The organism is Pedobacter ghigonis, assembly GCF_903166585.1.
GTDB classification, from domain to species: domain Bacteria; phylum Bacteroidota; class Bacteroidia; order Sphingobacteriales; family Sphingobacteriaceae; genus Pedobacter; species Pedobacter ghigonis.
Genome location: NZ_CAESCM010000003.1, coordinates 248,639 through 268,928 on the forward strand (window position 1 = coordinate 248,639; position 20,290 = coordinate 268,928).

Here is a 20,290-nt window from a genome sequence, read left to right on the forward strand (position 1 = left end):
AATTAATGATTAAAGGCCAACATTTAAACCGAATGAATATGTTTTAAGCGTTGGGTAAGTACCCACCGGACTGGCAAAATCTCTGTATTTACCAGGGAAAGGATTAATAAACTGAACCGGATTGGTAGCTTGTGCAAATACCCTTATGCTTGCAATACCGAATTTTTCGGTAAACCTGGTTGGAATGGTGTAAGCCAGATTGGCATTGGTAATGCTAAGTTGTGTAGCAGAAACCAGCCAAAAATCTGTTGTTTCGTAAATACTCGAAAAATATGGATTTGGATAAGCTGCATTGGTATTGGTCGGAGTCCAGTGGTCGGTCCAGTAAGATGGCCTGTTGCCGTAAGCCGAAGCACTTGTTCCACTAGGTTTTAAACCGCCAATACTGGTTTTGCCACCCCACGACATGCCCATTACCACATTTAAGCTTAAACCATTATAGCCAAGGTTAAAATTCAAACCTAAGTTATTGTGGTTGTTTTGTCTGGTGGTAACAAACTGTCTGTCTTTCGTATCAATAACGCCGTCGCCGTTAACATCCTCGTAGTTAATCATACCAGGCTGCAAAATGTCGTTCAGGATTTTAACTTTTTTGGGATCATTTTGTACTGCCGAGCCGTTAATTCTTTGTGCAATAATGGCATCAGCTTCTGCCTGTGTGCGGATAATGCCCAAAGATTTGTAACCAATTATACCTCTGTCGCTCGAATATCCTGTATTGTCATCAATAGTGCCCAACTGCGCTGCAGAAACATCATACTTAATGTTTCTATTGTCGTTCCAGGTGTAAAATGGTGTAACACTGTAGTTAAATTTACCTGCCTGATCGCGGTATGTAGCACTAAACTCGTAACCAAACATATTGGCTTTGGCAAAGTTTTCGGTAGGCACTGCAGCACCAATTAGCGCAGGTACTGAGGAAGTTAGCGTAGAGAGTAAGTTGTAACCATGTGTCCAGAAATAATCTCCGGAAATGGTTAGTTTATTTTTAAGGAAACCCAGGTCAAAACCGTAATTGGTTTTCAGGTATTTGTCCCACACTACCAGTTCGTTCGGAATGGCAATGTTGGTTTTGATGGCAATACTTCTATCGATTTCGTTAAAAACAGCGCCCCCACTGCTTCCTGTACCTAAATTATACGAAGCAAGGTATTGATAAGCTTTAGTTGCATCAGTACCGGTTAAGCCTACCGAAGCCCTTAATTTAAAGAGATCGATAAATTTAACGTTGTCTTTGAAGAATTTTTCCTGCGATACTACCCATCCAGCTGATGCTGCCGGGAAGCCGCCCCAATTATGCCCTGGTGCAAACCTCGAACTACCGTCTCTGCGATATACCAGTTGCAACAGGTATTTATTATCGTAATCGTAGTTTAAGCGGGTAATTAGCGATTGGAAACCTGTTTCGCTAACCTGACCAGACTGATTTGAGGTTTGCGTACCCACGGTGAAATTTTGGTATGGTAAGCCACCGGTTACAATACCTTCGGCCATTGCAGCAACACCTTCTGATGAAAGTTCGCGTTGCTCGAAAAGCGCAAGGGCAGATATATTGTGTTTACCAAAAGACCGGTTGTAGTTTAGGCCCGCGTTTAACTGATAATTGTCAGAGAAAACCGGATTAAGTCTGATCCTATCGCCATTTTTAATTGGGAATACCCCCTGAAGTGTTCCGCCCGGGATGTGGTTATTGGCACCTAAGCCCGAGTATTTATAATAGTTAAAAGTTGTACCGTACTGTTTGCCATTAGTACTGTTGATGTTTTTATTCAATGTAGCTGTAGCGGTTAAGCCTTTAACGCCAGGAATTTCATAATTAACCTTACCCAGCATATTCATTACATACGATTTGGAACTCGTAAAGTTGTCTGAATTCTGGATCAGGAAGAAATTAATGTTCTCTAAACCACCGGTATTACTAGCCCCCAGGATTACCGGATTTCCATTGATGAAATATTCAGACCATGGGTTAACATTTTGCAAGGTAGCCACATCGTTATCTAAACTTTCTGAAGTACTGTTTAATTTGTAATAATAACTGCGTGAAGATGAAACGTCGGCACTGATTGAGGTCGATACGGTTAAACGTTTCGATAGTTTAGCATCAATGCTTGCCCTTAAACCATATTTGCTCGAATTAACACCTTTGAAGTTCGAATTTTGAGTAATATAATCGCCACCAACAAAATAGGTAACCTTATCGGTACCGCCGCTGATGTTTAATGCCTGGCGATACATATTTGAAGTTTGAAAGGCCTCTTGTAACCAGTTGTGGTTGTTTTGGGCATAATAGTCAAGTTCATCCGGTGTATTCCATTGTGTAAGGGTTCTTGTTGGCTCGGCAACACCTGCTGTTTCGATATAACCGTTGGCATTTACAATTTTATTGGTTAATACCCCGGCGCTGGTTTGCTGATAAACCTGGGCATTTAGGTAATCGTTTACGAAATTACCCAATTGTAAACCGGTCATCATGGTAGGGAGTTTGGTGGCATCAGAAAAACCTACAGAGCTACTGAAGTTAATGCGTGGCGCACCCATTTTCCCTCTTTTGGTTCTTACAATTACCACACCATTTGCACCCGAAACCCCATAAATGGCTGCCTCAGCATCTTTCAATACCGAAACGCTTTCTACCACGTTTTGATCCAAAAGGTCGAAATCGGCCTGGGTTCTGATTACATCATCAATTACAAAGATGGGATTAGTACCTTGCTGACTATCTTTAGAATATACCACAGGATTACGAACCTGAATGGAAGTTCCCTGCCCCGGACGCTGCGTACCACCAGAAATAGATAAGCCGGGAACAGTTCCACGCAGTGCAGCACTCAAAGATAAGGCCGGCACATCTTCTATCGTTTTCATGTTTACGGTTGAAACAGCACCGGTTAAAGTAACTTTTTTCTGTGTGCCGTAACCTACAACAACAACATCTTCGAGATTTTTATTGTCGGATACCAGTTTAACGTTAAAATTGGTTTGGGTGCCAACGGTAATTTGCTGGCGTACGTAACCAATGTAAGAGAAAACCAATACATCGCTGTTTGATTTTACCTGTATCGTAAATACACCATCAGAGTTGGTGCTCACGTTGCTCGGTACTCCTTTTAAGCTTACGTTTACGCCGGGAATCCCCTGCCCGTCTGCCTGATCAACAACCTTACCGGTAACCTTTCGGTCTTGTGCAAAGAGTATTGTGCTTGCCAGCAACGTAAATAGCAAGGACAAAGAAATTTTTTGCAAAAATTTTAAGTTCATCTTATTATTTGGTTAGTTTTTAATTCTTTTACACGATTTGTTCCGATCAACATACCGGTGTATTTCTTCGTTTAATTTTGCTTGTTAATTGGAGTGCGCTAATCTGAGATAGAGAAAATAATGTTTGCTTTTTCTTGTCTTATTTGATTTTAACAAAGCATCAGAAATAATCAGATTTTTTAGTTCTTCGCAAAAACGGCTAAAAACAGAATTGATGATTTGGCTCATGTTTTGTTTTGATCTCAGTATTTAATTTTTGGTTAGAAAGTATATTTAATTCAAATTTGCTGACAGATTATACTCTTTTTCGACAGAATGTTATCTAATTGTTATAAGATATTATCAGTCGCTAGTTACTGGTATAAGCTGTACTCAACAATATTAAATGCTAAGTACAAGGTAAGTATTAAATTCATATATAAATTTAATATTTAAATAAAAAAGTGTTAAATCGATAAATTTAACATTTAGAGTGTTTAAAAACGTTGTTTGGACGTTTATTTTGAAGTTTTGGTAAAGAAAGATTTACAAAGGAAAAGCAGGTATTTTTTAATCTATTCCGGAGAATTGATCTTCAATGCATTGTTTTTGCATCGCAGAAATGCTATTGCTGCCTGAACTGGCTGTAGCTAAAGGGCTTTTGCTAAGCGCATATTATTTTTTAATATCGGTAACAAACAAAAAAAGAGAGCACTCGCTGCTCCCTTTTTCTTCTAACCAAATATATAAAATTGTGGCGGTGCTAACCGCCGTGATAAAGCTTGTCTACCGTTGTACTTTTATGCTCACGTTAATGTATGGCCGTTTTTCATAATCGGAAGTAACGGAATTAATTAACAACATGCCGTATTTACCCTCTGGAGTCAAGAAAAAGACGGCATTGCCCGCTGCCAAACCTGCAGCTGCAGTAGTAGCAACTGTTGCATTTAAATTAATGGTTCGTGCCTTTGCAAGTGTTTCTATAGTTGATCCGGAAATGGCACTTGTTAAAAATATTGTTCCCTGACTGGTAACCGGAGCACTAAATTTGGTCAAGCGTTTTTGCCAGGTACTTACATCATAAATGGGGAATGTTGTTGCCGGTGCGCTGGTGTTATATAAATTTACGGCATACAATGTATTTCCCTGCGCATCTTTATACATCGTCCTGTAGATGCCAAAATCTATTTTTGCTGAATTAGCGGATCCATTACTATAACTGTATGTAGAAGCATCGTTCAGTGAAATGAAAGATGGGAGCACTTTACCAACTGTATCTGGTAAATAGATATCTCTGTTAGCATAAATCATATAACTCGGATTTACATCAATGGTTACTTTTTTATAACCATCTCCAATATATATTCCCTTCTCATTTAAGGCATAAATTCTGAAACTTTGCTTTCCGTCGCGTAGAGCTGGATAAGAAGTGTTTGGAATTTTATAAATGAATGAAAAACTTCTGCGTTTAGTTGCATCTGTAATCGGATAGGTAATACGTGACGGTTGCGCTGTTCCGGCGGAAGTTTCTACCACATAAGAATACATATCTTCATTTGCTGAATTGATGGTGAAATCAATCCATACCTCTTCTTTATCATTTACCACTTTATAATCGGTAACACAGCGTGGATCGCTGTTATTAAAAGTTACAGTTACATCCGTAAACATGGTAAATATGTTTTCTGCTTCCTTTTTGCAAGATGCGAATAGGAACGCACTTAATACAATCAGGAATAGCTTTTGAATATTTTTAGTTTTCATTTTTAATCTTTTTAAATCAGATATCTGAGTTGATTATTTCCTGGTTTAATCTAATGGATCGAAAGTACCTCCAGGCCATCCAATTGTTGGAAGGATGTTAGCTCCGAAATTCACAAAATCATTATGAAAAGTATAGAAATAGTGAAATTCCGGAATGCTGTATGCCCCAAAATTTGGCGTGGTAGTAATGTTTCTGAAATATTTTTGATAAGTAGTTTTATCGTTGATATTTAAGGTTTCTCTAAACATTACACCATTGGTTACGGCTTCTAAAACACCTTTGTCTTTCAGGTCAGCGCCTGCCGGCGGATTAACCAATGCTACTTCTAACTTAGACATGTTTCCAGTTAATAAATGGAAGGTACGCGATCTTCTCAGATCAGCATTCCGTTTATTTTCGAACGCAAATTCGATTTGACGTTCGCCTAAAATCAAAGTGCGTAAATCAGCTGTACTACCTGCCAGTCCTAAACCGTAATCAGCATCACCTTGTACAATTCCTGCCCTCACTCTGATCTGTCTAACCAGATCTTTTGCCCCTGATATATTCCCGGTTTCATTCAGGCAGTCTGCATAATTTAGCATCACTTCTGCAAATCTTAAATCAATCCAATCCATGCCACTTCCCCCTACACCATTTGAATAACTTACTGCACCTGCTGTTAATGCCGGGCTAGTGAAGCGTTTTACGTAAACTGCATTTCCGTTTGATTCATTTATAGCAGTATTGTAAGTCCATTGTTTTCTGGTTGTATTGCCACTTAGCGGGTATAAGCTTCCATTTGTAGCAAAAGTTGCGTCAAATCTTGGATCGCGATTTTGCCAGAACATTACAGCATCGTAAGGATAGGTTGCAGATGTTCCTCTTGGTTTACCATCTTTCATCGGATAGGCATCGAGCATTTTTGTTGTTGGCGTATACAAGGCGCTATAAGAACCTTGCTCTGATGTAGGTCGGTTGCGAGACTCGCCGTTATGCCCCCTATTCGCAATCGTATTCGAATAGGTTCTTACCAGAATAGCTTCTGTGTTGGCAGTTCCTTCTACTCTGAAAATATCAATGTAATTAGGCATTAGCTTTTTTCCGGCAGCTATACATAAATCATAAGCTTCCTTATTAGCTGTTAATGCATCAGTCCATCTCGATGCCTGATAAGGATGCTTCCCATCATTAGTAGGATTGAATTGTGGACTAGCCCAGTAAAATAAAACCTTAGCCTTTAGACAAGCAGCAATGAGTTTGGTGATTTTACCTCTTCCATCACCATCTGCCGGGTTAAATCCTTCTAGCATTTGCATGGAGGTATTTAGGTCTGAAATAATTGCTGCAAAGCATTCTCTGGCACTTTTTCTACCGCCAGCGTAAACATTATCTGCAAGCTGTTGCTCTAAAATTAACGGAACACCACCATACACTTTTACCAATTCAAAATAGGTCATTGCCCTTAAAGCATAATATTGACCTAATAAGATGCGCTGCCTGTCGGCTGCCATGGTTCCTTTTGGAATGTTGGTAATGGCATCATTACATCTGGCAATATCCCAATACTTATTGTCTCCTGGGTTACCACGGTATTGGTTTCCCACAAATCTAACGTCATTAACGCCAACTACACCTTCCATACCCAATGCAGCACGTTCGTTAGCATCTCCATTTGGAAAATAATTTTCATCACTGGCCAAATGCACTGCATATCGGTCTGGAATCACCTGTAAGGGAAATGCAGGAATAACGACATCATATACCCTATTGAGGTGTAATTGTACAGATCCTTCGTTATCCCATATCGCCTGGTCTATGCCTTCGGTATCAGGTAAAAGGAAAAATTCATCTTTGTTTACACAAGCTTGCAAACATGCGGCAAGCGTTAGTACAATTGCTGCCCTTTTTATGTTATTTTTAATTTGCTTAATCATTACTCAAAAAATTATAAGTTAACACTCAAACCCAGCGATAGCGTCCTCAATATTGGATAATCCCATGCACTCGAAGTATATGGATCCTTATAAGGGAGCGGGTTAACAATTGTCCATAAGTTATTTCCAGTTAGCATGATACGTACACTGCCAATACCTAATTTATTGGTAAACGAGGTCGGTGCTTTGTAACTTAATGTCATGGTATTAATCCGAATCATTGTTCCATCTACCGCCCAGAAATCAGAGTTTTTAGATAAAGAAGGGTCGTCAAAACGTGGATATTTACCAGCCATTGGATTTTCTGATGTCCAGCGATCCTGCCAGATAGTTAACGTATTTCTATTGGCTGCAGGTGCTGTTCTCGCTCTGCTGTCATAAAATGCCTTCCCGCCAAATTGTGCGTTAATATTGGTGCTTAAAGCAAAATTCTTATAGGTTAAATTAAGCGAGATGCCTGTTGCCAGAAATGGATTAGTGCTCTTGTAAATCGGTAACATATCGCTGTCAGAAATTACGCCATCACCATTTGTATCTTCGTAATACAACCAGCCTGGCTGAGGTACGCGATCGTATAATCTGTAATTAGGATATTTGGCCATCCATGAATCAACTTCAGCCTGGGTTCTGAACATTCCGATTGATTTTAAACCAATGTTGTTAGAGTTGTATACCCGTGGATCCGTGCCAAACCCGATCAGCCAATCGTTAGCTATGTTATTAAATAAGTTACCTGGAGCGTATAATGTTCTGGTGACAACTGAATTGCCATAGCTAAAATTCACATTGGTACTCAGTTTAAGATCTGATGTGAGATTTGCTTTGTATCCAATGCTGAATTCTGATCCCCAGTTGTAAGTTTCTCTGTAGTTAATAATTGGTGCCGCAGTACCAAACCATAACGGATAACTGTTATTGCCTCCCAAATCAAAGGCATCGTAATTTCTGTTTTGGAATACCTCAACACTAAAATCAAGTTTATTATCAAACATCGATGTTTCTAAACCAATATTAATGGTTCTTTTCTTCTCCCAGGTAATATCAGGATTAGCCAAACGTGAACGGTTTAAACTGTTTTGAGTAGAGTTGCCATATAAATAACCGTTGGTTACATCGATTAAGAACCTATCCTGCCATAAACGGTTTCCAATCCTGTCATCACCGGTAAGTCCAACATTTGCCTTAATTTTTAAGAAATTAATGAAACTTAGTGCTTTACTGTTTTTAAAGAATTCTTCCTGACTAACTACCCAGCCCAAACCTGCGTTTGGAGAAACGCCCCAGCGATTTCCAGTCGCAAATTGAGATGATGCATCAACACGCGCAATAACCTCTAATAAATACTTTTTGTTGAAATCATAATCAAAACGACCAAAAAATGAACGTTTTGATGTCGCTGTTCTTGAAAAATCCTGACGGGTTAAAGTTGAAGCGTCAAATGCCCAGTATTGATCTGTTCCAGGAATTAATTGGTTCGTATAACGAACAGTAGATGCCTGCGAATTACCTTCGCTCTGTTCACCACCTACCAGCAAATTTGCCGTGTGTTTGCCAAAGGTTCTTCCGTATTGCAATGTTAAAAATCCCTGATAACTATTGTTTTCTGAAACACCTGGGGTGATTGTTGCGCTAGCTGCATTTGTTGGCTCAACATAAAAAGATGTTGGAGAGGTATTAACCAGCTGATCAGTGAACAATTCATTATTATTCCCCATTCTAGCATAGTTATATAGCCTATATGGAGGAATATACTGCGTGCTCTTAGCAGATCCACTTGCCTGAGAGATCTGAAATTTAGCAACAAATCCTTTTAAGAAAGTCGGTTCATACGTTAAACTCGTATTAATGCGATATCCTTTATTGCTCCGGTTATTGTAATAGCCTGACTCAGCTACTGCTTGTGGGTTTAAATTATTATTATTAACCCCGTTATAATTGACAAAGTTTCCATTAATACTAATAGGTACCCACATTGGGGTGGTTATAATTTTCTCGAAAAAGTTGTTATCCTGATCGTTTGCGTTATGATGTTGCTCTCTTGTGCCATAGTCAACATTAAAATTCACATCTGCCTTTAAGCCTTTGGCTACCGTAGCCACCACACCACTTCTGAAACTATATTTATCAAATTTCATTCCTGCGTAGTTAGCATTTTCACTTTGATAACTACCTCCTGCAAAAAAAGTAATTTTATCACTTCCACCAGAAATACTCACATTATGCCGTTGAGTAGCTGCTGCCTGCCAAACTTCATCGTACCAGCTTTTGTAATTTAATGTTTTAAGGTATTCCAAATCTGCAGGGGCAAAAAACAGTGATTGAGAAGCACTCTGCATTCTGTAAGTGTCGTTTAAAAGTACAGCCTGATCGTATGCGGATAACATTTCTGGTACTTTTGCCGCATCCGAAACACCTAAGTAGCCATTGTAGGTAATACTTGGTTTGCCAATTCTGCCTTTCTTCGTGGTAACCAAAATTACACCCTTTGCACCAGAAGCACCATAGATTGAGGCCGAAGCATCTTTCAGAAAGGTTAGATTTTCTACCATCGAAGCATCAATGTTATCAAAGGCGTCGCGGCTAACTATTATTCCATCTACCACATACAAGGGCTCTGCTGTAGCGCCATTCAATCCTGCTTGCTCTGAAACGGTTGAATTTCTGATATTAAAGGTAATTGGTGCACCAGGTCTGCCTGATGCTTGACTAACGCCAACACCCGCAATTCTGTTTCGCATAGCACCTGCTAAATTTGGGGCCGGAACATCTTGAATTTCAGCTCCGGTTATAGTTGCTACTGCTCCTAATACTTCGCTCCTTTTTTTTGTTCCATAACCAATAACCACAACTGCGTCTTCATCTAAACTTTGTGCATCTTCTACAAAGCTTACCATTATATTGGTTTTGCCGGCCAGCGGAATTACCTGTCTCACGTAGCCCACATAAGAAAAAACTAGTGCATCAGTTGATGGATCGGCTACCAACGCGAATTCGCCTTTATCGTTGGTGCTTACATTATTGGTTTTACCGCGTATACCAACGGTTACGCCGGGGACAGGCTGGCCGTCTTTCTTGTCGACAACCTTACCCGTAATTTGCCGTTGCTGTGCAAACAACGAAATACTGATAATTGTCAGGAGCGCTAACACCCAAGATAATTTACGTAGAAATTTTAAGTTCATATTAGTTATTTGGTTAGTTTTTTAGTATTAATTATATCCATATCAATGAAGCCGCGCATAGCATGCAACATTTTAGCTGGTAGTGATAAATGTGCTGAGCAGGATCTGAAGCTGCTGAGTACTGTTTAATTAATAATGTTTTCCGGTAAAGGTGGGTGTTTGTTTTTTGCTTTTTACGGCTTGCTAGTTAGGCAATTTTTCAGATTGCGTTAAACAGATCTTTCCTAATGTGAGTTTTTGTAAAATTGGCTCATAGTTTTTGATTTTGCGTTAAAAATTTGGTTAGGAATACGCCTTATCGCCAAGGAGTATAGTTATTGTTTTAAACTTAAAGCGATGGAATACTAAGCCGTTTTATGCTTCCGAACTAATCTCCTCGCTTCAAGTTGTTTAATCAATTATTAGTTGATACAATATAAGGATAAATTCATATATAAATGAAATATTCTTAAATAAAAAATGATAAAAAATTTTCAGGCACCGGGCCTGATTAAAATTAGTTGCCCTGAGCCTTTAATTTACGCCTTTTTTCCCATTCAATACCTTCTTTTTTAAGGTCGTAACCTGCTGCCGAAAGGTAATTATTGATGCGGCCTTTGTACTTTCCGAACCAGGCATGTTTTTTATCCGACGATTCTGCATCCATGGCGCGCTCGCGGGCTTCGGTTAACCAAACCAGAATTTGTTTTTTCTGCTCGTCGGTTAATGTAAGTATCTCTTCCTGATAAGCTTTGTAGGTAAGCGGCAGTACGCCATAAGTCATTCCGTTTTTAACACCTTCAATTTGCTCGCTGTTTAATTGCGCAGATAGTTTACTGATGTATTTTTTATGAAGTTTGGCCAACGATGCCTCTACTGCACGGTTTTGTTTGGCTAGCGCCGAATCCCTCAATACTTTATTGTCTTTGTTCTTTTCTTTAATTTCTTTAACCTCAAGATCTCTCGCGGTATAAATATCATTCAGGTTACTGTATTGATCTCTGATGATTACCGTAACTTTCTCTGCTTTTTTAGTATCGGTAATACCCAGGGGTACTACAATTTTAGCAGCACGCTCGGTAATGGTTTTGGTATAGGCGGTCTTATCGGCAACGGCATTGTTTTGAGCAAAAACCGTGGTTGCAGCTAAGCACGTTAACAACAGGGCTAAAATCTGTGATTTCATTTCTTTATATTTTTTAATTAGCATTTCTTTTTTTTTCAAGGTTTACATCTCCGCAAAAATGCACTTTTATGCCCAGTTCGTCCATTGCAGCAGCTTTAATTCTGCAGGCTTCGTGTGCCCCGGCTTCGTAATTGGTATACACAACCTGTATGTGGTTGGCTTTGTGGCGGGCCATTAGCTGGTCGCGACTTACCCCCTTTAAAATGGCTTGCATAATTGGCCACTCGGGTGTGGTTCCCTCCCATCGTCTTTTCGTTTCGGCTTCTGGTAAAGATACTACTTCGCCTACACCTAAATCGCAATGTAATTCATTATCCTTTATATATACGCGGCTCCATACAATAAAACCGGGTTTGCTAATGCCTTTTAACGAGCCACCACCCAAACGGAAATACATGGCCGGTTGCCTCTCGCTGCTTGCGCCGGCATAACCATTTATAAAATGTGCAGGCGGTGCTGCCCCCGAAATGAGAAACAGCCATACGAAGCCGTCAATTTCGCCATCTTTGTAATATTCGCCCCAGCGGATATCGTGCAGGGTATTTTCGCCTGTAATACCCAGTTCTTGCCAAAGCTGGTAGGTTAGCAAAGCGTCCAGGCCGGCACATTCATCTACTTCATTAAAATGAGGCAAAGCCTTTTTGGCATAAAGTTCTTTGCCGTTTAACGCATATACAGGCGGACGATCTTCATTGTTTAATAATCCTTCAACCAGATCACTTGAAACAGTTAAATCTTTTAATCCCTGCTGGTATTGTATGCCTATAGTATCGCAACTAAATTCATCAGCAATGCGCAGTGCTGCAATATACATGCGGCATTGTTCGAGGGTTTGCCTTTTCGTTAACTGTGTAGCTTCTTCATTGCCCCAGTTAAAAGTCATTCCTTTTTGCAAAAGCCAGTTTAAAACACCTTCAGCTTCCTGATCAGTTACCTGAAGCATAGCCGCGTATAATGCCGACTGGCTAAGGCGCTCTTTAAAGAAACCAGTGCGGTGCAGCAGTTCATCGGGAATGATAGCATTGTACATACCCATACACCCTTCATCAAACACACCCATAATTACTTTTCGTTCTTTCAGGCTTTTGGCAAAGTCGCGACCTTTTTTATCATCGCTTGATGGAATTTTATTTAGCGCAAAACTTTTAACGTGACTTTGGTCATAACTAACTTTGCCGGTAGTGAGCCATTCCTGTAAACCGTCGTTAAAAAAATCGTCGGTAAAATTCTCGCTCCATAAAGTGCTGTACGGAATTTGTGCTTTGGTTAAGCAGCCGTTCAGGTTTAGCATACCCACCAATCCGGGCCATTGTCCGCTCCAGTTGGCAACCGTTAATATCGGGCCGCGATGGGTAGTTAAGCCGGCCAATACATGGTGTGAGTATTGCCAAACGCTTTCTGCAACGATTAAAGGCTGCTCAGGATCTATTTTCCTGAAGATATCCATACCCATTCTTTGCGAATCGATAAAGCCATGTTTTTTATCCGGATCGTAAGGGTGTGCACGTTTAACCGTCCAGCCAAATTTCTCAATTGCGGCAGTTAATTTTTGCTCCATTTCGGCTTGTGCTTCCCAGCAACTCTGGTTTGCCGAAAGGCGTAAGTCTCCGCTGGAAACGATAAGAATTTCGCTTGGTTTATCTGGTCTCATATTTTATTAATGAACATAAAATTTACAGGAAAATAATTTGTTCGTTTGTAATTTGGTTATGACATTGTGCCTCTATACAAAACTCAGCAATGAAATACAGCATTTTATAATGTTTTTTATCAAATTAATATAGGATATTATCATTTATCTCCCTAAATTAGGCTCTTGCAATTGGTGTAAGCACAAACATCAAATGGCAGACCTAACCAAATTTTTTAATTAAAATCATGAAACCTCATTTTCATAAAGTTCCCATTACCCTGCAAAGTTCTTTCAGTATCCGTCACGATATTAAACCCGATTTCGGCAACATCTGGCACTACCATCCGGAGCTGGAATTACACTATGTGATTAAGGGTGAAGGTGTGCGTTTTATCGGCGATAACATCAGTAATTTTGTGCCTGATGAAATGGTATTGCTGGGTGAAAACCTGCCACATACCTGGCGCTGCAAGGATGAGTATTTTCAGGGTAACCCCGATTTAACTACCGAGGCAATGGTGATCCACTTTCTCCCCGATTGTTTGGGCAAGTACATGCTCACTTTGCCAGAGGCTTACCTGATTCCAAAACTATTTGAAAAGGCAAAAAGCGGAATGGTGATTAAAGGAAAGGCGAAGGATAAACTGATTGATTTAATGCGGGCTGCAGTGGATGCTACTAATCTCGACCGGATTATTATCCTGTTATCGATTTTAAAAACATTGGCCGAAACTGATGAATATTCGACCATTGTAACGAGTAAAAATACTTTTTACCAGAGCAATGAGTCTGAAACATTGCGCATTAATAAGATTTGCAATTATACTTTGAGTAATTATAAAAAGGATATCACTTTAGAAGAAGTGGCTTCCTTAAGCAATTTGAGCGTGACTTCTTTTTGTCGTTACTTTAAGCTGATGACGAAAAAGACTTTCTACGATTTTCTGATCGAAATCAGGGTGAGTCATGCCTGCCGCTTCTTAATCGAAAATAAATTGCCAACTGAGATGATTTGCTTCGATTGCGGTTTCAATAATGTTTCTAATTTTTACAGGCACTTTAAAAAAGTAACCGGAATGACCCCGCTGGATTATAAAAGGAAGTATTTGAATTAAAATTTTAAAACCTTACAGGTTTTAAAAACCTGTAAGGTTTAACTATTTCTTTTATATAAACACCTCAATATTTAAATCACTTCTTAAGGCAGTATAATCATCAAATAATTTTTCTACTTCTTTAACTACATTTGGTGTAAAGGTGCCTACGTTTCTACGGGTAAATGTAGAAATGTTTAAGCCACGTTTTTGCAGGAAATATTTAGAAACTACCGGATAAACGTTGTGCATCACATCCATGTTATCAATTAAAAATTGTTGTACTTTTTGTACTTCATCTTTAACGGCTTCATCATTATAGTGGTCGCAAAGCCACACAATCAACTCTGGGAAATAATTGCCCTGAATACACGATAAACCAGCAGAGCCAGCCTTTAAAGATGCTACGGCATGTACCACATAAGCATCATAAAGTCCAAAAGCGTTACCATCAGTCAGTTTTATTTTTTGCTTAATGGCTTCAATATCGAGCGAAGTATCTTTATGGTAAATTACCCGGCCTGTAGCAACAAACTCAGCAAGTTGTTCAGGTTTTATTACTCTTTTGTAAGGCACCGGACATTCGTAAAAACCCAAAGGGATATCGTTTGTTTGTTTTAACAGGTCGAAAACACGGTCGTTAAAAACAGCATCGCTTTCGTCTTCATCGGCCAGTAAGCTGGTTATCGCAATAACTGCTTCAACGCCCGTATCGCTCACTTCTTTTACAAAATCGGCTTGTTTGGAAATGGCTCCGCCAAAAGTTCCGGTAGCCACCACCGGTACCGCACCATTAACCACTTTTACGACATGTTTTATGGCCTGAATACGCTCTTTATCACTTAATTCGAACATTTCGCTCGAAAGGCAATTGGCAAATAAACCCGACGAACCGGCCTGCAAATAAATTTCTGTAAGCTGGGTAAGTGCCGGATAATCGATATTTCCGTTGCTTAAAAAAGGCGTAAGCATAACCGGGATGAACCCTTTTTGTGAGTTTTCCATTGTATTCTGATGGGATAAAATTGTTCTAAATAATTGCCTGGTTAGACCTTAACCGGGGCCTGGCTGGCCGTTTTAATTTTTCTGTTTTTAATTTTCGTCAGGAAAAGCCCTGTTAAAAAAATGGTTAAAGTACCGGTTACAATAATCATGTTTTTATGCAGCGGATTTCTAAAAGCTTCATATTCCGGAGGAAGAAGTGAAGAAAATGTCATCCATATAATTACGGCTATGCCGATAATGGTTGCGGTTATGGCCTCATGGTTTTTGGTTTGCCTGCTGATAATGCCCAGTAAAAACAAGCCCAGCATACCGGCTGCAAAAATACCAGATAGCTCCCACCACACATCGAGTATGCTTTTTACCCCAATCATGGCAATACCGGCAATCATGCCTAGTAAGCCAAAAGCTACTGTTGCGATGTGTAAAAGCGATAAGTTTTGCTTTTCGCTAATTGCAGGTTTAAAATACCTTTTATAAATATCGACCGAAAATACCGTTGCCGAAGCATTCATGCCCGAACTGATAGTGCTCATGGCTGCCGATAAAATAGCCGAAACAATCAAGCCTACTAAACCTACTGGTATTTTTGTAACCATAAAATGCGGCATAATTTTATCGCCGTAATCAGCAGGTTGTAGCGCATTTTGTACTTTCAATATTTCAGCTGCTGACGCATGTAAAGGCAAGCGTTCTACCGCTACCTGGTGTTTAATGGATTGAACCAGCTCCGGGTTAATTTCGTAATAGGCGAATAAGCAAGATCCTATAATAAAGAATAATAAGGATGCCGGAATATATAACCACACACACAACCAGATTGATTTCGATGCCGCCTTGCTTGATGAAGCGGTATGGTAGCGCTGAATGTAGTTCTGGTCCATACCGAAATTGTTCAGGTTAATGAAAAAACCATAAAGCAGTACCACCCAAAACGACGAACTGATAAAATCGGGTTTGAAACTACCCAGACTAAATTTGTTGGCCGTTTTTCCAATCTCTACAATTTTAGCTACCCCGCCTGGCATATTGCTGATGATCAGATAAAGGATGAGCAGCGCGCCAAATGTTTTCACAATGGCTTGTACTACTTCTGTCCATATTACCGCTTCAATTCCTCCTAAAACGGTATATACAATGATGCAGATGCCCATTACAATCATAATCAGCTGCATCGAGTAGCCGGTTAAAGCCTGTAAACTTAGCGCAATACCAAAAAAAATGGAGCCCATCCGTGCCAGTTGCGTCAACAGGAAGCATACTACTGCATATACTCTCGCCCAGGCACCAAAGCGCTTTTCGAGGTGGGTATAAGCCGATATTTCTCCTGTATTTCTGTAAAAGGGTACAAAATATTTGGAGGCTACCCATGCGGCCAGGGGCATAGAAATGCTAAATACAAAAGCATTCCAGTTACCGCCAAAAGCTTTTCCGGGTACTCCTAAAAAGGTGTTGCTGCTTAAAAACGTTGCATAAATAGATAAACCTATTGCCCATCCGGGAATGAGGCCCGAAGCTTTTGTAAATTGCTCGGCATTTTTATTTTTCCTCGAAAAATAAACACCAACTAATATCATTCCAACCAGATAAATGGCGATAATCGCAAGATCGAATATAGGTAGACCCTTCATTATTGGTTGGCTCGTTTATTAATTTGGTTAAAACAAATATGCGTGTCTAAATAGCTGTATTCATATAAGATTTTGGCTACATATTGTACCATCTTATCTTATTGAACATCCAAAGCGTCGATACTGAGCCCTTTGGTTTCAGTAGCCACAATTCTCAATTGATAGGAACCCGCATTAATCATACTGCCGGTATTGGTACTGTAATAGTTCCATTTACCAGCCTTGGTTGGCGCAAATGCTACCTGTTCTGTTTTCATTAAAGTTCCATCTGCTGCTAAAAATTCGAGTTTTGCTTTCAGCACCTGTTCAAACGGATTGTGGTATTTAATGGTTAAAGAGTAAGTATCGGCAACACCTACAGCAATATGCCAGGTTAAAACGGCATCAGTATTGGCTTTAAAAGTTACCCGTTCTTTGCCCATCAGTTCTTCTTTTGCAATGTTGCTACCTTTTAATGCGGCATCAGTTGCTTTGTAGGTTGCGGTGCTTTTTAAATCGTAAGCGGGTTGTAAATGGGTAACAGGTAAAACGAAAACAGTTGCTGTGCGGCTATCAAAAATAATTCGTTCGCGTGGATTAAGCCTTTTGCGATACAGTTGGTAGATTTCTGCCTTACTATTGGTTAATGCGGTTTTGGTATCTTCGAAACCTTGCGGCACACTGCTGTTGCGGTTCAATGCCACAAAAGTGTCTACCGTATCTGTTGCGGTAAATTCGATACTCTCCTGTCCACGAGAAGCTTTAAGCCATTCGGCACCGAACAAATTGGATGGCAAATTGGTAAAACCTGTATTTTCTCCGATAAACTGCTCCTCGCCTATATCGAGCCAGTTATGCAGCTCTGCGTTTTTTATTTTAGTTAAAAGCGATGGGCTTGCTGGCGCAGGCTTAATGTTCGGGTTTAAGCTGGCAATGGCTATAGCCGAAATAACTGCCTGCCCAACTTTTACCTCCGGGAAATTGATGCTAAGCGCGCCACCTTTAACCGTAGTTTTGATAGTTTTCTTCAACAAAGCATTGCTGCCGGCTTCTTTCCAAATGTCTAAATCATGGATTACCGTTTTACCGTTTAAAGCTACATCGAATAAGCGCATTCCTTTCGCATCTAAACCTCCGCCAATGCCCAACCAAGGCTCCACAAAATACAGTTCAACCAAATATTCGCCATCAGGCAATGGGAAGTGGTATTTAAGCTGATCACGGCCATACCTGAAAGTTTGAAATAATTTCCAGTCGGAAGTACCGGCTATGGGTTGAAAAGTACGGCGCTGACTGGCAAAAAAAGTGGGTACACCGGGGAAATCTTTTGTCCAGGAGCTTGATCCAAAACAGTTGTTCGCCGTTAAATTCCTGTCGGCCGACCATTTATTGCCCTTAGTGTCGGTATAATCATCGCCGCCACAATTCATTCGGTAAACATAATGATAGTTTTTTTCTGGGATTGTGATTTGCTGCTCGCTAACCAGCAAGTTGAAATTCGGGCTTTGGGGTAAATTTTGTAAAACGATCTGATCTTTAGCCACTGCTTTCCCGTTAACATAACCCACAGCGTATAAAACATTGTATTGAACATCAGGCTTATCCCATTGGAAATGTGTACCTATAGCACCGCGTTTTCTTTTGCCTAATGATTTGCCGTTAATGTCGTTAAAAAGCTCAACTTCATCACAGTTCGAATATACTACCACACTATCTTTTACCCCGGCTTTGCTCCAGCGGTTTGGCCAGGTGTGCGATACAATGTAAACCATTGGTTGTGTTGCCTTTGGCGCATAATTAGCCCTGAACATGTAAAAAACATCAGTAGGTTCTTCCCAGGGGGTAAACATGCCTTTGTAATTTACCGGACCAATCCGATCTAAATCGCGAAGCCCCTCGCCACCCTGAACCCGTCCCGGATTATCGTGAGAATTGTACAGCCAGAAAAAATGACCAGCTGTTTTATCTTTCACCGATTCGGCCAGGCGTACTTTGGTTTCCATTAAGTCGGTCATTTTGTTTTCGGTATAACCTTTACCAGCCGCATCAACATCATGCAGATCAATGGTTCGCCAGGCACCATACTCGCCTACCAAAACCTGTCTTTGCAAATCTTCGCCATAAGTTAAAGGATTGCCGCCGTATGTGCCTGTCCAGTTTTGGGGCACATCCCAATCGGTGCCTTTGCCGCCATTACAGGTAGTTACTTTTCTTTGCGATGAAGCTGTTGGATCGAGTTTGCGGATTAATTCGGTGCACTCACGGGCAAAATCTTCAGGCAAGGTACTTTCGTTTTCAAGTCCCCACAGAACCACTGCGGGACTGTTCCGTCTTTCTTTTACCCAATCGGTTAAAAGTGTTTTGAAATTTTTTCTAAACTCAGGCGTATCGTACCATATATGAGCTGCCATTTGCGTCCAGCACAAAATCCCCTCCTTATCCCAGTAATCTGAGTACAGTAAATTGTGCGGCTGGTGCGCATCACGGAAAGCATTAAAACCGGCCGCTTTAATCTGCATCACCCGCGAACGGATCTGCTCAGGGCTAAAAGCATGGCTCTGACCAATTAAATGCTCATATTCGGCTATACCATTGATAAAAACAGGCTTTCCGTTTAATAGAAATACCTTTTGACTGGCCTGTTCGCCTATAGGCCAGCTAACCCAACGAATGCCATAAGGCGTTAGCTGTTCGTCGAGTATCTTGCCGTTTTCAAGAATTGTTGTTTTTAAAGTATAGCGATAGGGATTTTTAAGCGACCACAGTTTAGGATTAACAATGGTAGCGGTTTTTTGCGCCACATCTATTTCTTTTCCTGCCACCAGATTAACATTGTGTTTTAATAGCTGGACCACTTTTCCGGAGGCATCAAGCAAGGTGTTGGAAACTGTGACGAACCTGTTTTTGGAACTGTAATTTTTTAAGGTAGTGGTGAAGTTTAAAACAGCCGCTTTTTCCGAAACTTGATTATCGTTCCAGATGTGTACGCCAAAGGGCATTACGCGTACTTCGTTGGTAACAATTAAATGTACCGGCCTAAAAATGCCCATGGGTTGCGAGCCTTCTGAAAAGCCACGTTCGGTAGAACAACCACCATCAACCCAGGGTAAATCCTGGATATTGGATGGATGATCGGCTCTTACTGCCAGTATATTTTCACTGTTATTGAGTTTAATTGCCGCCGTAACATCGAGCGTAAATGTTGTTCTTCCGCCAGCATGGTAACCTACCTTTTGACCATTGAGCCAAACTGTTGCATAAGAACCCACACCTTCAAAATATAAAAAGAACCGCTTGCCTTGCTTCAATTCATTGGTTTTGAAAGTTTTGCGGTACCAGGTATAGCCATGCTTATTGCCATGAAGTTTGCGTTGGTAGCCTTCGTATTGATCCCAGTTATGCGGCACATTAACTTTTTTCCAGTTTCGAGTTTGATAGGTAAACGCCTGAAAGCCATCAAAAGCAGTGCTGCTTTTCTCGTCGGCAACCGTAAGCCAATTGGTGTTTAAGGAAATGTCTTTGCGAATTTGAGCTTTAGTAAAGTTTATACTCCATAAAGTTAAGATCAATAAAACAAATACACGTTTGTTAAATTTTAGTCCGTGCGGACACGGACCAAGGCGCGTGAAATTTTTTAACCTAATATTCTCTTTTGCCAGGGTACGTGTCACCACGGACCTTTT

Annotated in this window: 10 protein-coding genes; 1 reads left to right on the forward strand and 9 read right to left on the reverse strand. The window is 40.3% G+C overall.

The window, feature by feature from the left end:
- Window positions 1–9: 9 nt before the first annotated feature.
- The 6 genes from HWV58_RS06555 to HWV58_RS06580 form a co-directional block, all read right to left on the reverse strand.
- Window positions 10–3,261: a SusC/RagA family TonB-linked outer membrane protein gene (locus tag HWV58_RS06555; protein WP_175633320.1), complete on the reverse strand. Its 3,252-nt coding sequence runs from the start codon at window positions 3,259–3,261 to the stop codon at window positions 10–12.
- 765 nt (window positions 3,262–4,026) lie between these two features.
- Window positions 4,027–5,004 carry a hypothetical protein gene (locus HWV58_RS06560; RefSeq protein ID WP_175633321.1) on the reverse strand — a complete coding sequence of 326 codons (978 nt, stop codon included), beginning with the start codon at window positions 5,002–5,004 and terminating at the stop codon, window positions 4,027–4,029.
- A gap of 45 nt (window positions 5,005–5,049) precedes the next feature.
- Window positions 5,050–6,921 carry a RagB/SusD family nutrient uptake outer membrane protein gene (locus HWV58_RS06565; RefSeq protein WP_175633322.1) on the reverse strand — a complete coding sequence of 624 codons (1,872 nt, stop codon included), beginning with the start codon at window positions 6,919–6,921 and terminating at the stop codon, window positions 5,050–5,052.
- A gap of 11 nt (window positions 6,922–6,932) precedes the next feature.
- Entirely contained in the window at window positions 6,933–10,103 is a 3,171-nt protein-coding gene (locus HWV58_RS06570) for a SusC/RagA family TonB-linked outer membrane protein (protein WP_175633323.1), read from the reverse strand.
- Between the two features lie 496 nt (window positions 10,104–10,599).
- The gene (locus HWV58_RS06575) at window positions 10,600–11,268 is read right to left on the reverse strand and encodes a DUF3826 domain-containing protein (protein WP_175633324.1); all 669 of its coding nucleotides are present in this window, start codon (window positions 11,266–11,268) and stop codon (window positions 10,600–10,602) included.
- Between the two features lie 13 nt (window positions 11,269–11,281).
- Window positions 11,282–12,919: a fucose isomerase gene (locus HWV58_RS06580; RefSeq protein WP_175633325.1), complete on the reverse strand. Its 1,638-nt coding sequence runs from the start codon at window positions 12,917–12,919 to the stop codon at window positions 11,282–11,284.
- 227 nt (window positions 12,920–13,146) lie between these two features.
- On the opposite strand from HWV58_RS06580, the gene HWV58_RS06585 reads away from it, so the two are divergent.
- Window positions 13,147–14,016, forward strand: coding sequence for an AraC family transcriptional regulator (locus HWV58_RS06585; protein WP_039479064.1), 870 nt, complete (start codon window positions 13,147–13,149; stop codon window positions 14,014–14,016).
- A gap of 51 nt (window positions 14,017–14,067) precedes the next feature.
- Here the strand turns inward: HWV58_RS06585 and HWV58_RS06590 are convergent, their stop codons facing one another.
- From HWV58_RS06590 to HWV58_RS06600, 3 genes are all read right to left on the reverse strand, one after another.
- Window positions 14,068–15,000, reverse strand: a complete 933-nt coding sequence (locus tag HWV58_RS06590; RefSeq protein WP_175633326.1) for a dihydrodipicolinate synthase family protein — start codon at window positions 14,998–15,000, stop codon at window positions 14,068–14,070.
- Between the two features lie 41 nt (window positions 15,001–15,041).
- Window positions 15,042–16,628: a sodium:solute symporter gene (locus HWV58_RS06595; protein ID WP_175633327.1), complete on the reverse strand. Its 1,587-nt coding sequence runs from the start codon at window positions 16,626–16,628 to the stop codon at window positions 15,042–15,044.
- A gap of 98 nt (window positions 16,629–16,726) precedes the next feature.
- Window positions 16,727–20,176, reverse strand: coding sequence for a malectin domain-containing carbohydrate-binding protein (locus tag HWV58_RS06600; protein WP_235972672.1), 3,450 nt, complete (start codon window positions 20,174–20,176; stop codon window positions 16,727–16,729).
- Window positions 20,177–20,290 lie beyond the last annotated feature (114 nt).

Bases quoted from the DNA above. Each gene is read 5' to 3' on its own strand.
- HWV58_RS06580 (WP_175633325.1), bottom strand. From the start codon at position 12,919: ATGAGACCAGATAAACCAAGCGAAATTCTTATCGTTTCCAGCGGAGAC.
- HWV58_RS06590 (WP_175633326.1), bottom strand. From the start codon at position 15,000: ATGGAAAACTCACAAAAAGGGTTCATCCCGGTTATGCTTACGCCTTTT.
- HWV58_RS06585 (WP_039479064.1), top strand. From the start codon at position 13,147: ATGAAACCTCATTTTCATAAAGTTCCCATTACCCTGCAAAGTTCTTTC.
- HWV58_RS06570 (WP_175633323.1), bottom strand. From the start codon at position 10,103: ATGAACTTAAAATTTCTACGTAAATTATCTTGGGTGTTAGCGCTCCTG.
- HWV58_RS06565 (WP_175633322.1), bottom strand. From the start codon at position 6,921: ATGATTAAGCAAATTAAAAATAACATAAAAAGGGCAGCAATTGTACTA.
- HWV58_RS06560 (WP_175633321.1), bottom strand. From the start codon at position 5,004: ATGAAAACTAAAAATATTCAAAAGCTATTCCTGATTGTATTAAGTGCG.
- HWV58_RS06555 (WP_175633320.1), bottom strand. From the start codon at position 3,261: ATGAACTTAAAATTTTTGCAAAAAATTTCTTTGTCCTTGCTATTTACG.
- HWV58_RS06575 (WP_175633324.1), bottom strand. From the start codon at position 11,268: ATGAAATCACAGATTTTAGCCCTGTTGTTAACGTGCTTAGCTGCAACC.
- HWV58_RS06595 (WP_175633327.1), bottom strand. From the start codon at position 16,628: ATGAAGGGTCTACCTATATTCGATCTTGCGATTATCGCCATTTATCTG.